The following is a 15,088-nucleotide window of genomic DNA, read 5'->3' on the forward strand; positions in this document are numbered from 1 at the left end:
TATTGCCTGATTCCATAAGAGCATAACAAGTAAACCTCACTAAAGTTAGGAAAAATGCGCTCCATACAAAATCGATATTAATTTTTGAAAAATTAATACTGGCAATTAGATGGTTCCATAAACTACCTTACCTCCTCCGCAAATTTCCTCAATTATCACATATTTCCATCGATTTGTAAAATATTTTTACAGCAAAAAAGCCTTTCGCTAGGAAAGGCTTCTTACAATCATCCTTATTGTAATACTCTTCTCGCATTTGTAAACTTAGCTGGATTAAAGCCGGCAATTTTAACAACATCGCCTGTTTGCGGTGCATGGATATATAGCCCACCGCCAATGTAAATTCCTACATGGTAAGCTGGGCTGCCTCTAAAGACTAAATCCCCCGGCTGTACGTCATTAAGAGAGACGGCTGTTCCAACTCTTTGCTGGTCGCTTGAAACCCTAGGAAGGCTGATGCCTGCCGCATTTCTAAACACATAAGAAGTGAATCCGGAGCAGTCAAATCCTGCTGGCGTAGATCCGCCCCAAACATATGGTACACCTAAGAATTGCTTAGCATAAGAAATGATAGCATCTGCTGACGCAGAGGCTGGTACATTTACAGAAATCGATGGTGCCGGCTTTGAAGAACTTCCACTGGAAGACTGTGCTACCTGTTGAGTTGCACGCTGTTGTGCTGCACGCTGTTCAGCCAAGCGAGCCTGGCGCGCTGCCTCTTCCCGGGCAATTCGTTCTTGGCGGTCTCTTTCTTCTTGAGCTGCAAATTCAGTTTCCAAGTTTGATAGTTCACTTTGCTTTTCTGCTAGTATTCTTTCAGCTTTACTTTTATCTTCTTCAATTTTCTTCTGCTCAGCAGCAAGTTGTTCTTTATTCTTGTTTAAGTCTGCCAACTCAGTTTGCAATTTTTCCTTTGCTGCTTCTAAAGCCTGTTGCTTTTCTTTTAAACTATTCAGCATATCAGTATCTTTTTCGATAATCATTGAAATCGCACTGAAACGAGTTAAAAACTGGGAAAGGTCATTAGATGTAAGCAAAAATTCAGCATAGGTAGCAATGGACGTTTTTCCTTCTGCCTGAATACTCTTTAATCTTTCGGAATATATCTCTTTATGTGTATCTAAATCTTTCTGGGCCTGTTCAATTTCAACCTTAGCTTGTTCAATTTTCACCTGTTGTCCCTGGATTTGCTCATTTAACTTTTGAACCTTATCCATCGCTATGGTGATTCGGTTGCCCAATTGTTGTAATTGTGTTTCAATGTCTTCAACTTGTGCCTTTTGTTCTTCAATTTGACTCTTCTGAATTCGTTCTGCGTATGTAGGTGTTGTTATTTGAAACATGCTGGCAAGTACAGCAGCTGATATGGTATATTTAATAATTTTTTTCATTACAGAATCTCCTCTTGTAACTTATCTTTATTTCACTCGTCTAATATATTAATAGTTTATATGCCAATTCGTCGAAACACAATGAATGTGTCGGATTTGTAATATAAATGTAATTTAATGTTGAAAAATATTACAAAAAATCGACAACTTCCCTCTTGTATCATGTAAATGTAATACTTGTCAATTTTGTGACAGAAACCTTGTTTGTCCTAGTATAAACAAAAGAAGCAGGAACCCCAGCACAAGGTTCCTGCTTCTTTTTTTGACATTTTCACGTTTAATGTCGCTTTTTCAACTAAAATCTTTTACTCTTTTGTTACAACGGCTGCCTCTTGAAGAAAGTTCTGAATCTTTTCGGCAGCTTTCACCAATCTTTCAGGAGATTGAACCAGTGCCATTCTGACATAGCCTTCCCCTTGGGTTCCAAATGCATCGCCAGGGACCACCGCCACTCCCGCTTTCTCGATTAATTTAAAGGCAAATTGCCTTGATGTCCATCCGGAAGGGATTTTTGCCCAAACAAACATTGTGGCCGGTGACTTTGCCACCTTCCAGCCGCCCTTTTCAAGACCGGCAATTAAAACATCCCTGCGTTTTTCGTATTCTTTCACCTGTTCACGGAGCACATTGTAATCCGACGTTAGCGCAGTGACCGCCGCCATTTGAATCGGATAAAATACCCCGTAATCAATATTGGACTTAAATGAAGCCAGTATCCTTAAGGCTTCCTCGTTGCCGACAGCGTATCCAATCCGGCAGCCGGCCATATTAAAGGTTTTTGACAATGAATTGAATTCAATTCCAACTTCCTTTGCCCCTGTAACCGACATGAAGCTAATTTGCGGATTTCCGTCATAAATCAGCTCTGAGTAAGCAAAATCATGAATAACAAGAATATTATACTTTTTGGCAAATTCAACTACTTCTTCGAAAGACTCCTTACTAGCCAATGCTGTGACTGGGTTTCCCGGATAGCTGATTATCATCATCTTTGTTTTATGTAATACCTCCACTGGGATTTCACTCAATTTCGGCAAATATCCGTTTTCCTCCAATAACGGCATCGGATAAATGGACCCGCCGGCAATCATCACCCCATGCTCGTAAATGGGATAGCCTGGGTCTGGGACAAGGACATAATCCCCGGGGTCAATCATTGCCATCGCCAAATGGGGCCAGCCCATCCTGGGAACCCATTAGCTGCAATACTTCCGTTTCAGGAACAAGCTCTATTCCATAACGTTGCTTGTAAAAATAAGCCACTGCCTCGTTAAATTTATCAATTCCCTTCAAAGTATAACCATATTTCGTTGTATCCCTGCTAAATTGTACCAGCGTATCGACAACATAAGCGGGTGGCGGCATATCCGGACTGCCGACACTTAAATCAATCACGTCCATGCCCTTTTTAATTGCCTCGCTTTTTTTATTTGCTAACTCTGTAAAAATACTTGTCGCCATGTTTTGCGTTTTTTTCGATCCAACAATCTTCATCTATATCACCTTTTGTTCTATAGGATTTCCTTTTTCAATTTTATACAATTTTCAAAATTAAAGCACGAATCGAGTTTTATAAAGCATGTATATAAAAAAAGAGCCCAAATGATGGGCACTCCAGGCTGTCGAGAAACTTTCGACAGCCTTTATTTTATATAACTACTTTAACAATTCAATGATATTAATCAAAAACTATTCAATATGTCTGTTGATTTGCGCTCCAGGCACTTCGCTTTCCGCGGGCGTGCCTGGGAGCCTCCTCGGCGCAAGCGCCTGCGGGGTCTCCCAATGCCCCGTACTCCCGCAGGAGTCTTCGTGCCTTCCGCGCAAATCAACAGGTGTTATTAATAAGTTAAGAAGTTCAAACAATAATTATTAATAATAAGTGGTGAATTCAATGTTTAAGCCTAAAGAGTCTAGCCAAAGTGAATTTGAATTTGTGTCTATTGATGAATCAGTGGGAGGAGTACAAGGAAAAGATAAGAGTAAATCGCTTATCTAAATCAGGAAAAGAACTTTATAAATTTAGAAAGGAAAAAATTGAGCGAAGCTTCGCAGACTCAAAAGAGCTGCATGGGCTTCGCTACTGCCGGTTGCGGGGAATAAAAAAAGCAAGTGAGCAAGCGCTTCTAACCGCAGATTGCCAGAACATGAAAAAGATTGCGACACATTTATTCTGGTTGGAAAAGGTGTGTTGCAATACTTCAGGTTGATTATCTCCTGTTGATTGGAGCGGAAGGTGCGAAGACTCCTGCGGGAGTACGGGACAGGGGAGACCCCGCAGGCGCGGAACGCGCTGAGGAGGCTTCCCGAACCGCCCGCGGAAAGCGAAGCACCTGGAACGGAAATCAACAGGCCCCCTAGCAGGGGCAATTTTAATAAAATCGGCCATTCAATTTCCATTAAAATAAAAAATTGCCGAGAAATATACCCTTTCTCGACAATCTGAAGAGCCCAAATGATGGGCTCTCCATTTTATCTTTGGTCTATTTAATATACATCACGCAGATAACGGCCTTGCTTTTGCATATCTTTTAGATACGCTTCAGCCGCGTCACGGTCCATCGAACCTTCTTTTTCTATAAGGGTGATAAGGGCATCATTGACGTCTTTTGCCATACGTTCCTTGTCTCCACAAACAAAGAAATAAGCTCCATTTTCAATCCACTCAAATAATTCTTTACTGTGTTCAAGCATTTTATGCTGAACATATACTTTTTGATCGGTATCACGGGAGAAAGCGGCATCAATTCTGGTTAACACACCATCTTGCTGATATTGCTCCAGCTCATTTTGGTAAAGAAAATCAGTCGCTGCATGCTGGTCTCCAAAAAATAACCATGACCTGCCGGCCGCTTTATTTACGGCAAGTTCCTGGATAAAGGAACGGAATGGGGCGATGCCTGTCCCTGGTCCAACCATGATGATATCCATGTCTTGGGATTCAGGCAAATGGAAATGTTTATTGGCCTGAACATAAACCGGTAGCGTATCGCCTTCCCCAACACGTTCAGCACATAAAACCGAACAAACCCCCTTGCGGTCACGGCCATGAGAGGTATAGCGTACAGCACCAATCGTCAAGTGAACCTCATCCGGATTAGCGGCGATGCTGCTGGCAATCGAATAGAGACGAGGCGTCATTTTTCTTAACATCGAGACGATTTCTTGGGCAGAAGCTTTCCATGGGCCAAAATCCCGTAACATATCAAGTAAATCACGGCCATAGCAATATTGCTTTAATTGGTCAGCATTTTCAACCTCTACAAGCTTTTGCAGCTCTTCATTTTCTGTAAACACTGCTGCCTGTTGTAAAATCTTCTTTGTAATCAGTGTAATCTCAAAATAGTTTGTCAGCGCTTCCTTAAGTGGCAGAGCCTCTCCCTGCTTCCCTACAGTTACAACCGTCTCTTCATCCCATTCCATTTCCATAAGAACGGATGCTACAAGTTCCGGATCATTAGATGGGACAATTCCAAGCGCATCACCTGGATTATATGAAAGACCTGAGTCTTTTAATGATAACTCAATATGTCTTGTTTCCTTACTGGAGCCAGCGCCATTTAAATTAATATTTTTTAGAACCTTTGCTTGAAATGGATTCGTTCTTGAATATGGCGGTTTGTCACTTTTGGCATTTTTCGGGTTTTCCATAGTTAGTTGCATAATTTTAACCTCCAAAAGTTATATATACATAGGATAGCACAGCACTAGCATATCAGATGTGTAATTTGACACACAATAGTCAAATTAATGTAATTATTAGCAACCATCATTATAACTTAAGCATTTTTGCAAAATTTGTAGAATGATATTTATTGGGAATTCAAAATAGGTAGAATATAATAGAATTTGTACCAAAAAATAGGAGTTTAGGAGGTATTTTCCTTGAAATTCAAACGGTTTTCGATTGTTTTTGCGCTGATGCTAGTCCTCAGCACCCTCTTTTCGTCGTTCGTGTCAGCAGAAAGTAATGGTAAGCTTAACCTTGTCGCACTCGGTGATTCTATTACATATGGGTGGAATCTTGAACCAACAACAGATCCCAACAATCAGCAACAGCATAAAGGCGCATTTCCATATTTAGTAGGAACGGGTGAATACGTTGTAGGTAAAAATATTAGTGGCGGCGGCTGGACTTCAGAAAAGCTATTAGAAGAGCTTCAAAAGCCGGAAAATTTGGCCGCGATCAAAAACGCCGATGTTATTACCCTTAACATTGGGAGCAATGATTTTCTTCAAGATGATGCTGTTAAGGCAATCCGCAGCAACCCTGCACTTGTTGCCGACCCAGTAATCGGCCCGCAACTTTTAGGCGAGTTGCAGGCCAAAATACCTGTCATTTCAGGTACATTATCTATAAGTTTGGGTAAAATCATCGACTTAATTAGAAAAACCAATGAAAACAATCCTACAATTATTTTGTATAACATTTACAATCCATTTGCCAATGGCCTGGCTCTGCTTCATCCTCTTGGGGATTCATTACTTGCTGGTGGACAACCACCTGTTCCGGGTGTTAATACAGCAGTTTATGGGCGTATTGCTCTAGAAAAAAATGTCCTTTTGGCTGATGCTTTTGCTGCATTTGCTCAGGGATACAACAATAGTACTGGCGAATCAGAATATCTAATTCCACCAACGGATGTTCACCCTAACGCAAAGGGGCAACAGGTCCTGGCGGGGTTAGCCAATGGAATTTTAGCCCAGGTCGGCCCACTCTCACTTGAGGTAACACCAGCAACAACGGAACAAACAGAAGGGCCTGTGACCATAAATGTTAAAACAAATGCCGCAGAGATTGCAAAGTTGGAATGGCTGCAAGGCGAAAAAACGGAAGAGGATTTCTATGGTGAACAAGGTGGGAACCCGATTACTGATAATAAATTTGATATTACCGAGAACGGGAAATACACCGTTTATCTAATGGATAGACGTGAAAAAAGCAAATTAGTAGTTTTCGAGGTTACTAACATTAAGAAGGATACCAATATTCCAGGCGATGACGACAACAATAAGCCAACACCGACTCCTGGGGACAATGACAAGCCAACTCCGACACCTGTCGACAACGGAAGTGCCCAGCCGGCTCCTGTCCCTAGCCCAACACCTGCTTCCACCACTAACAAAGGCGGAAGAAACAGGACATTACCTAATACTGCGACTTCCATGTATAATTATTTGGCACTTGGTGGTATTTTGATTTTAGCTGGCGGAGCAGCCTTGGTTAAGCGCAGAAAACAAACATTATAAAAACAGACAAAATCAGGGATTTAGGTTCCCTGATTTTGTCTATTAATTCAGCTATTTTTTCACGTTTTGCACTCCATAAGAGAGCCCGTTTCTTTTAACACTTGCCTCTTTTCTAATGCTTAGATATTCTTTTGTTTTCCTTCTACATCACGTTCTACTTTCATTTTTGTAACAGGTAGATAGCCTTGTTCTTTTAATAAAGTTGTTTGGACTTCATCTGACATTAAATAGTCAAGGAATGCTTTTGCAAGTTCTGTCGGCTCACCCTTAGTATAGGAGTGTTGGTATGCCCACACAGGGAATTTACCAGATTGAACGTTTTCTGCTTTTGCTTCTACTCCATCGATGGCCAAAGGTGTTACAGAATCATCTGTAAAATAGGAGAATGCAAGGTATCCAATGGCTCCTTCAGTCTCGCTAATGATCTTTTTAACTGTGTTTGAAGAATCTTCTGTAATCCCTTCCGCTGGTGTAGCACCATCCAAGGCAAACTTGTTGAAGATTGCTCTTGTACCAGAAGAGTCAGGACGGTTTACTAGAACGATTTTTTGATCCTCTCCGCCAAGTTCTTTCCAGTTAGTGATTTTCCCAGTGAAAACTTTAATCAAATCGTCTTTTTTAATATCCTTAATCCCTACTTTAGGGTTAACAGCTGCAGTCATACCAACTACGGCCACTTTATGGTCAACAAGTTCTTCTGCCGGAATTCCTTCTTTTTCCTCAGCAAAAACGTCTGAGTTCCCAATTTGTACTGACCCTTCTGCAACCTGTGATAAACCTGTACCAGAACCGCCCGCATTTACTTGAATATCAACCTTCGGATTTTCTGCCATAAATTCTTCAGCTGCAGCTGCTACTAATGGTTGCATTGCAGATGAGCCGGAAATAACTAGAGAACCAGATAGTTCTTGCTTTTCTTCGGTTTTCGGTGTTTCTTTGCTGGCATTGCCTTCTGACTTCTCATTTGAAGTACCGCTTCCGCAAGCAGCCATGATGATCATGAGGGCCGAAAGTAATGTAAGCAGGCTTAGATGTTTTAGACGTTTCATTTGAAAAAATTCCTCCCGTTAATTCCTAGTTTTTTAGATTGCTATTTTTCTTACGGTTTTAACTATATAACAACATTATTAATTGAGTGTTAATTAAATATAAAGTAGAAATAAATTGGTTGTAAAAAATATGTAAAGTCTAGTGATACCAAAATAAAGATAGAAACCCCTGCCTAGATCCGCTACATAATTAATAAATCTTTACATTCACTTAATAAAGGGTTAACGATTGTTTAATAATATGGAAATTGATAAGTATCTGAATATTTTTTTACTACCTGAGTTTCTTCGAACTGCTTCATTTGGATGAAGCAGGGGAAAAAGCATGCGTGTTGCGGAGGGGTAATATGAAACGTAAAATTCTTGTAGTCGATGATGAACCTTCTATTGTTACTTTACTTCAATATAATTTGGAGCAGGCAGGTTTTGAAGTCATCATGGCAATGGATGGGGAAGCGGGAAAAACAATAGTAATAACGGAATCACCTGATCTCATTATTTTAGATGTCATGCTTCCCAAATTAGATGGAATGGAAGTATGCAGGCAGCTTAGGCAAGAAAAGATCAAGACTCCAATTTTAATGTTGACAGCTAAAGACAGCGAGCTTGATAAAATATTAGGTCTTGAGTTTGGTGCTGATGACTATATGGTTAAACCCTTTAGTCCTAGAGAGGTGGTTGCTAGAGTAAAAGCTATTCTTAGACGGGTACAGCTTCAACCTGAACATGGAAATAACACAGAATTGGAAGAGTCGCAAATAATAGTTGGTGAATTAATCATCTATCCCGACAAATATGAAGCTCGCTTCCAAGATCATCTATTAGAATTGACACTAAAGGAATTTGAACTCCTCCTTCATCTTGCAAAAAATAAGAACAGAATACAATCTCGAGACCAATTGCTTAACGCTGTTTGGAATTATGAGGTTTCCGGGGATTCTAGAATTGTAGATGTTCACATCTCTCATTTAAGAGATAAGATTGAAGAGGACACAAGAAGACCAGTCTATATAAAAACGTTTCGCGGAGTTGGGTATAGATTAGAAGAACCAAAAGAAAAATGAATTAATTGGGAGCAAATGAAGGCTGGAATATTTGTGTTAATACTTTTTAAAGGCTGTCAAACCTCTTGCAAATCGGTTCGGCAGCCTTTATATATGCTTGGATTATTCATTTAAGTTGGAAAGTTTTCCAGTCACAAGGTAGACAACATGCTCTGCAATGTTAGTCGCATGATCCGCAACCCGCTCTATATATCTGCATACGAAAGCTAACTGGGTAATTTGATTTGTTTTATCTGGGCTTTGCTGGAGATAACCCATAAGTTCTTTTATTAATATGCCGTACATTTCATCCACTTTGTCATCCTTCGCAGCAGATTTTTTTGCTAATTCTACGTCCTCTTTTAAGAACGCTGTTAATGAATCGCTTAACATTTCTAGCGCAATATTCATCATTTTGGGAATGTCGATAATTTCCTTTATGAGCTTTTCGTTGCCAATATGCAAGGTTGACTTAGCAATATTTACGGCATTATCCGCAATTCGTTCTACTTCTGAAGAAATTTTTATCGCAACGATAATTTCTCTAAGGTCCCTTGCGACAGGTGATTCCATGGCGGTTAAAACAATGGCTTTATTGTTTATTTCATGTTCCAAATCATCAATGACTGTATCGTTTTGAATAATTTCCTTTGCCTTCTCAAGATCTTGATGAATGAGGGTGTTGATACTTTCTTTAATAGCAGTCTCTGATTTCCGAGCCATCTCGATTAACATATCGTCTAGTTGCTTTAAATTATTATCGAAATTTGATCTTGTATTCATATGGTCACCCCTTTTATCCAAATCTACCTGAAATATAACCCTCTGTACGTTCATCCGCAGGGTTCGAAAAAATCGTTGATGTGTCATCAAGCTCAATCAGTTCACCCATTAAAAAGAATGCGGTTTTATCCGATACCCTTGAAGCTTGCTGCATATTGTGCGTAACTATAACAATTGTATATTTTTCTTTAAGATTTAGAATCAGTTCTTCAATTTTTAATGTTGAGATCGGATCTAATGCAGATGTAGGCTCGTCCATTAATAAGACATCAGGCTTTGTCGCAAGTGCTCTGGCAATGCATAGCCTTTGCTGCTGCCCACCGGAAAGACCGAGAGCAGGTGTATGTAAACGATCCTTCACCTCATCCCACAACGCTACATCCATCAATGATTTCGTGACAATCTCATCGAGATGGGTTTTTCTTTTCGTTCCATGAATTCTCGGACCGTACGCGACATTATCATAAATCGACTGTGGAAATGGATTTCCCTTTTGGAAAACCATCCCCACATTTTTTCGCAATTCCACAAGGTCTAGTTTTTCATTTAAAATATTTTGACCATTGTAATTAATTTCTCCTGTCATCTTTACATTTGGAACATAATTAATCATCAAGTTCAAAGTTTTAATAAAGGTTGACTTTCCGCAACCTGACGGGCCTATGATCGCCGTTACCTCTTTTTTGTTTATCGGAAAATGAATCTTTTTTAGCGCATGATGATTCCCATACCATAAATTTAAATCCTTTATATCAAAAACCGTTCTCGCCGTTGTAATGGTAGACACGCTGTTCCCTCCCTATCCGAACCGTCCTGAAATATATTCTTCCGTCTTTTGATTGGAAGGATTGGTAAAAATTTTTTCTGTGACATCATATTCCATTAAATCACCGGATAAAAAGAATGCTGTTTTATCGGAAATACGCGATGCTTGCCCCATGTTATGGGTAACAATAATGATCGAATATTCCTTTTTTAACTCAATAATCAATTCTTCTACCTTGGCATTGGAAATCGGGTCGAGCGCAGAAGATGGCTCATCAAGGAGCACCACTGTCGGTTTCATCGCAATTGTCCTCGCTATACAAAGACGCTGCTGCTGTCCACCTGAGAGGGATAATGCTGATTTGTGAAGACGGTCCTTTACTTCATCCCATAATGCCGCTTTCCGCAAGCTTTCCTCCACTATTTCATCTAACTGGCTCTTCTTTTTTATCCGATTATATTTTAAAGCGTGGGTAATATTATCATAGATCGATTTAGGGAATGGATTGGGTTTTTGAAAAACCATCCCAATTTCTTTTCGTAATGCGACTACATTCATTTGGTCGGATAATAAATTGAGATCTTCATAAATGATTTCACCTTCAGCCCTTGCTCCGGGAATTAAATCATTCATTCGATTAATCGTCCGTAAAAATGTTGACTTTCCACAGCCTGAAGGTCCGATTAGTGCTGTAATCGCATTTTTTTCAACATCCATTGAAATGCCATTCACTGCCCGTTTATCACCATAATAAATCTCTAGGTTTCTCACTTGTAAAATATTTTCACTCAAATGCTCCCACCACCCTTTATTTCGTAGCCGTGATCCTTTTATGAATTCGGGTGCCAATCCACCTTGCCAGTAAATTAAATAGTAAAACAGAAATGACTAAGACAGCAGCCGATCCATTTGAAACCTCTTCGATATCAGGAATTAACCCTTGAGTATTAACGGACCAAATATGGACAGCAAGTGTTTCTGCAGGACGGAAGATATTTAAAGGCGACCGTTCCGAAAATGGGTTCCAATCCAAATAATTCAATCTTGGTGTGGAAAGACCCGCTGTAAATAATAGTGCTGCCGCTTCACCAAAAACGCGTCCTGATGCAAGAATCGCCCCCGTTAAAATCGATGGAAAAGCACTTGGCAAAAGAATCGTTTTGATTGTATGCCAATGAGTAATTCCGAGGGCAAGACTTCCCTCCTTCAATTCACGCGGTACCGACCGGATGGCGTCCTCACTGACACGTACCAGCACAGGAAGGTTAAATACTGTCAGCGCCAAGGCCCCTCCTAAAATGGTATATCCCCAACCAGTTAAATTCACAAACATCAATAGGCCAAACATTCCGATGACAATGGACGGAAGCGAAGATAAAACCTCAATACAAGACCGAATAGTATTCGTAACCTTTCCCGGCTTCGCATACTCAGCCATATATATCCCGCCGCCTAAACCAAGCGGTACGGAAATAATCATGGTTAAAACCAAGATATAAAATGAGTTAAATAATTGGTCCCGAATTCCGCCGCCGGCACGGACATTACTGGATGGTGATGTTAAAAAGTCCAAAGATATATGGGTTAAACCCTTCACCAAAATATAGGAAAATAATCCGACTAATATGGATACGATGATGACAGCTATAACAATAAATACACCTGTTGCAATCCGATCTGCCGATTTGCTGGTCATTGCATTTTCCTCCTTGATGAAAAATAGCGAATGAGGATGATAAATACGAACGACATGATTAAAAGAATTAAGCCCATCGACCACAGAGTATTATTTTCTACGCTTCCGTAAGTAGTATGACCCATATTTAATGTAATGATTGTGGTTAACGTCGCCGAGGCATCAAGGAAGCTTGATGGCAAATCCCTTACATTCCCTATAACCATTTGGACTGCTAACGCCTCCCCAAATGCACGGGCCATTCCAAGAATAACGGCTGTTAAAAGCGTGGGCAATCCTGCAGGAATTAATACTTTTCGAATCGTTTGCCAGCGAGTCGCCCCTAACGCATAGGAACCTTCACGGAGACTTTTAGGCAGTGAACTCATTGCATCCGTTGCAATACTCGTAATCGTCGGTAAAATCATAATGGAAAGAACAATCGTTCCTGCTAATAAGCTAAACCCAAGCCCGCCTATATTTTCTCTTATAAAGGGAACTAACACCGAAAGCCCGATAAACCCGTAAACAACAGATGGAATCCCAACCAGAAGTTCAATCACGGGCTGCAGGATCTTTTTTCCCCACGAAGGAGCAATTTCTGTCATAAAAATCGCTGCGCCAATCCCCAGCGGTGCTGCAACTAATGCTGAGAGGAAGGTGACAGCAAATGAGCCAAAAATAAACGGAAATGCGCCATATTCCGGATTTGCTTTATTAGTTGGATTCCACTTTGTGCTAGTTATGAATTCAATCGGACTGACACCGTTCTTAATAAACGACTGAAGACCCTTGGTACCTAAGAAAATGGTTATGGATATCGTAACGGAAATCATAATCACCGCGCATAAGATCACGAGAACCTTCCCACGCATTTCATTTCCTAATCCATTTTTTCCTGATTTCAATAATCGGTCCTTTGCAGGCATTATTTTTTCCATAATGCACCCATCCCCCCCTTTATGACTTAATAGGGGTAAATGCTTTTATTGCATTTACCCTTTCCATTTTTAACGTTTCTTGACATTCCCCTCTACATCTCGTTCTACTTTCATTTTTGTCACCGGTAAATAACCTTGCTCTTTTAACAACGTGTTTTGGACATCGTCTGACATTAAATAATCAAGAAATGCTTTGGCAAGACCTTTTGGCTCACCTTTTGTATAGGAATGCTGGTATGCCCAGATTGGAAATTTGCCACTTTGAACATTTTCTTCGGTTGGCTCAACACCATCAATTGCAAGTGGGGTAACCGAATCATCTGTGAAATAGGAAAAAGCTAGATATCCAACTGAACCTTCCGTTTCCGTTAGAATCTTCTTCACCGTGTTAGATGAATCCTCTGTAATTCCTTCTGCAGGAGTTGCACCATCAAGAGCAAATTTATTAAAGATCGCACGTGTACCGGAGGCATCTGGACGGTTTACTAAAACAATCTTTTGATCCTTTCCTCCAAGTTCCTTCCAGTTCGTAATTTTACCTGTAAAAACTTTGATTAAATCCTGTTTTGATAGATCTTTAACTCCTACATTTGGATTTACAGCGGCCGTTATCCCGACTACTGCCACTTTATGATCAACAAGCTGTTCTGCCGGGATTCCTTCTTTTTCCTCGGCAAAAACGTCAGAATTTCCAATATCGACCGAACCCTCGGCAACTTGAGACAAGCCTGTACCTGATCCGCCTGCATTCACCTGAATATCCGCACCAGGGTTTTCAGCCATAAACTCTTCGGCTGCGGCCGCTACTAAAGGCTGCATGGCAGAGGAGCCGGAGACTACAAGTGATCCCGAAAGTTCCTTTCCTTTTTCGCCGCCAGCTTTATTATTGTCTTTGTCTCCATTTCCATCTCCACCACCGCAAGCTGCAGCAAACATCATTAATGCTGCTATTGTTATGAATAAAATTGGTTTTTTCATCCACTTCATTTTGAGTCCTCCTAATATCGTTGTGGTTTAAGTTTGCCTTCCTTAGTGCATAATAACTTTGCCTGTTTAAGAATCTATTTCTTCTTTAGAATGCCTTCCCTAAGAACTATTTATTAAAGGTACTAATAAATTTTTCAAATAAAAATGAGGAGGATCATTATTGTCAACCTATAAACAAAATGATATTTCGACTAAAGATGCAAATGTTAAAATAAGTGAACCATTCAAGGATTATAGTTATCGAGGCACCTCTGAGGCAAATTCGGAGGCAGAGATAGCAAATCAAGAAATTCAGAAGGAATTTTACGGAAGTGAAGAAGAAAATAATCTACTACCCTTTCATGTAGATAGTAACAGCCCTCCAATAAAAAAATAAGCCGGCTTTGATTTAGAAGCCGGTTGTTTCAATAATAAAAAATTTGTTTCCTGTCCTAATTGCGGAAGTTGTTTGTTCCAACAATTCGAGTTCCATCATTCATCAGCATCGTTTTACTACAACTGCGCCTATTCCAATTAACATATACAAAAGCATCATGTACACAATTAACATACCAGTTTCAATTGTGTGAACACCTATTGCATATAGAACGAGCAGCAGAGCGCCACTGCCTATTAGGACAACATAAAGAACAATTAATAAATACCTTTTCATAAGCAACAGACTCCGCTCATCTACTTCAGGTATATTACCATTTCTTTTTTTACGCCATTTTGAATAAAGAAAACTAATCATGAATCCTCCGAATGACCCAACTATAACTGCAGCAGCTAACCCAAAGCTAAACTCTCCTTCTTCTTTTCCAATCAAATATACCCCTAATAATCCTCCGATTATAATCATCCCTATAATGAAGACATAAATCATCATTTGATAACGTGTTTTCATTGCCTATTCCTCCTTATGCTTTAATGCGTCCTCTAAATAGAACATTTCTTCAAGTGGCACATCAAAATATGCAATTAATTTTAATGCAAGTTCCAAACTCGGATTGTATTTATTATTTTCAATGGCATTAATCGTTTGTCTCGTAATTTGCAAATCCTCAGCCATCTTGACTTGAGAAATTCCTTTCTTCAGCCGGATTTCTTTAATATGATTAATCACCCTCAACCATCAGCCACCTCCAAAAAAGGTAAAGATATCTTTACACTGAGCATAAAACAAAAGCATCAATATGTAAAGATATCTTTACATATTAATGC

16 protein-coding genes and 1 pseudogene are annotated in these 15,088 nt (G+C 39.9%); 4 read left to right on the forward strand and 13 right to left on the reverse strand.

From position 1 onward, the window contains the following. Positions 1-233: 233 nt before the first annotated feature. From M3234_RS08390 to M3234_RS29520, 3 genes are all read right to left on the reverse strand, one after another. Complete coding sequence (locus M3234_RS08390; protein ID WP_262304294.1) at positions 234-1,391, reverse strand: C40 family peptidase; 1,158 nt, start codon at positions 1,389-1,391, stop codon at positions 234-236. 305 nt (positions 1,392-1,696) lie between these two features. Further along, positions 1,697-2,575, reverse strand: coding sequence for an aminotransferase class I/II-fold pyridoxal phosphate-dependent enzyme (locus M3234_RS08395; protein ID WP_311315630.1), 879 nt, complete (start codon positions 2,573-2,575; stop codon positions 1,697-1,699). Beyond that, on the reverse strand, positions 2,541-2,885 hold the full coding sequence (locus M3234_RS29520; RefSeq protein ID WP_311315631.1) for an aminotransferase class I/II-fold pyridoxal phosphate-dependent enzyme: 345 nt from the start codon (positions 2,883-2,885) through the stop codon (positions 2,541-2,543). Before M3234_RS29520 ends, M3234_RS08395 begins: the two co-directional genes overlap by 35 nt. Before the next feature lie 431 nt (positions 2,886-3,316). Between M3234_RS29520 and M3234_RS08400 the strand changes: the two are divergent. Next, a pseudogene (locus tag M3234_RS08400) lies at positions 3,317-3,601 on the forward strand (transposase); the annotation flags it as partial. A 277-nt stretch (positions 3,602-3,878) separates the two neighbouring features. Here the strand turns inward: M3234_RS08400 and M3234_RS08405 are convergent. Beyond that, a complete protein-coding gene (locus M3234_RS08405) occupies positions 3,879-5,054 on the reverse strand; it encodes a sulfite reductase subunit alpha (protein WP_262304295.1) in 1,176 nt (391 codons plus the stop codon). A gap of 222 nt (positions 5,055-5,276) precedes the next feature. Here M3234_RS08405 and M3234_RS08410 point away from each other — a divergent pair, with 222 nt between their 5' ends. Beyond that, the gene (locus M3234_RS08410) at positions 5,277-6,641 is read left to right on the forward strand and encodes a GDSL-type esterase/lipase family protein (RefSeq protein WP_262304296.1); all 1,365 of its coding nucleotides are present in this window, start codon (positions 5,277-5,279) and stop codon (positions 6,639-6,641) included. 119 nt (positions 6,642-6,760) lie between these two features. On the opposite strand, the gene M3234_RS08415 is transcribed toward M3234_RS08410, so the two are convergent. After that, positions 6,761-7,690: a phosphate ABC transporter substrate-binding protein gene (locus M3234_RS08415; RefSeq protein ID WP_262304297.1), complete on the reverse strand. Its 930-nt coding sequence runs from the start codon at positions 7,688-7,690 to the stop codon at positions 6,761-6,763. 347 nt (positions 7,691-8,037) lie between these two features. On the opposite strand from M3234_RS08415, the gene M3234_RS08420 reads away from it, so the two are divergent. Beyond that, positions 8,038-8,754, forward strand: coding sequence for a response regulator transcription factor (locus M3234_RS08420; RefSeq protein WP_262304298.1), 717 nt, complete (start codon positions 8,038-8,040; stop codon positions 8,752-8,754). Positions 8,755-8,856: 102 nt separating this feature from the next. On the opposite strand, the gene phoU is transcribed toward M3234_RS08420, so the two are convergent. The 6 genes from phoU to M3234_RS08450 all read right to left on the reverse strand — a co-directional run bounded on the left by phoU (position 8,857) and on the right by M3234_RS08450 (position 13,885). Further along, positions 8,857-9,516, reverse strand: a complete 660-nt coding sequence (gene phoU / locus M3234_RS08425; RefSeq protein WP_262304299.1) for a phosphate signaling complex protein PhoU — start codon at positions 9,514-9,516, stop codon at positions 8,857-8,859. Positions 9,517-9,529: 13 nt separating this feature from the next. Further along, a complete protein-coding gene (pstB, locus tag M3234_RS08430; protein WP_262304300.1) occupies positions 9,530-10,303 on the reverse strand; it encodes a phosphate ABC transporter ATP-binding protein PstB in 774 nt (257 codons plus the stop codon). A gap of 12 nt (positions 10,304-10,315) precedes the next feature. Next, positions 10,316-11,074, reverse strand: coding sequence for a phosphate ABC transporter ATP-binding protein PstB (pstB, locus tag M3234_RS08435; RefSeq protein ID WP_262304301.1), 759 nt, complete (start codon positions 11,072-11,074; stop codon positions 10,316-10,318). A gap of 16 nt (positions 11,075-11,090) precedes the next feature. After that, positions 11,091-11,978: a phosphate ABC transporter permease PstA gene (gene pstA / locus M3234_RS08440; RefSeq protein ID WP_262304302.1), complete on the reverse strand. Its 888-nt coding sequence runs from the start codon at positions 11,976-11,978 to the stop codon at positions 11,091-11,093. Then, positions 11,975-12,886 carry a phosphate ABC transporter permease subunit PstC gene (gene pstC, locus M3234_RS08445; RefSeq protein WP_396953936.1) on the reverse strand — a complete coding sequence of 304 codons (912 nt, stop codon included), beginning with the start codon at positions 12,884-12,886 and terminating at the stop codon, positions 11,975-11,977. Before pstC ends, pstA begins: the two co-directional genes overlap by 4 nt. 81 nt (positions 12,887-12,967) lie before the next feature. Further along, complete coding sequence (locus tag M3234_RS08450) at positions 12,968-13,885, reverse strand: phosphate ABC transporter substrate-binding protein (protein WP_396953935.1); 918 nt, start codon at positions 13,883-13,885, stop codon at positions 12,968-12,970. Between the two features lie 160 nt (positions 13,886-14,045). Between M3234_RS08450 and M3234_RS08455 the strand changes: the two genes are divergently transcribed. Beyond that, positions 14,046-14,261, forward strand: coding sequence for a hypothetical protein (locus M3234_RS08455; RefSeq protein ID WP_262304304.1), 216 nt, complete (start codon positions 14,046-14,048; stop codon positions 14,259-14,261). 102 nt (positions 14,262-14,363) lie between these two features. Here M3234_RS08455 and M3234_RS08460 read toward each other — a convergent pair whose 3' ends face one another. Both M3234_RS08460 and M3234_RS08465 read right to left on the reverse strand, forming a co-directional pair. Then, a complete protein-coding gene (locus tag M3234_RS08460; RefSeq protein WP_262304305.1) occupies positions 14,364-14,771 on the reverse strand; it encodes a hypothetical protein in 408 nt (135 codons plus the stop codon). A 3-nt stretch (positions 14,772-14,774) separates the two neighbouring features. Next, entirely contained in the window at positions 14,775-14,996 is a 222-nt protein-coding gene (locus M3234_RS08465; protein WP_262304306.1) for a helix-turn-helix transcriptional regulator, read from the reverse strand. Positions 14,997-15,088 lie beyond the last annotated feature (92 nt).

This window comes from Neobacillus niacini (assembly GCF_023715785.1).
GTDB classification, from domain to species: domain Bacteria; phylum Bacillota; class Bacilli; order Bacillales; family Cytobacillaceae; genus Neobacillus; species Neobacillus niacini_E.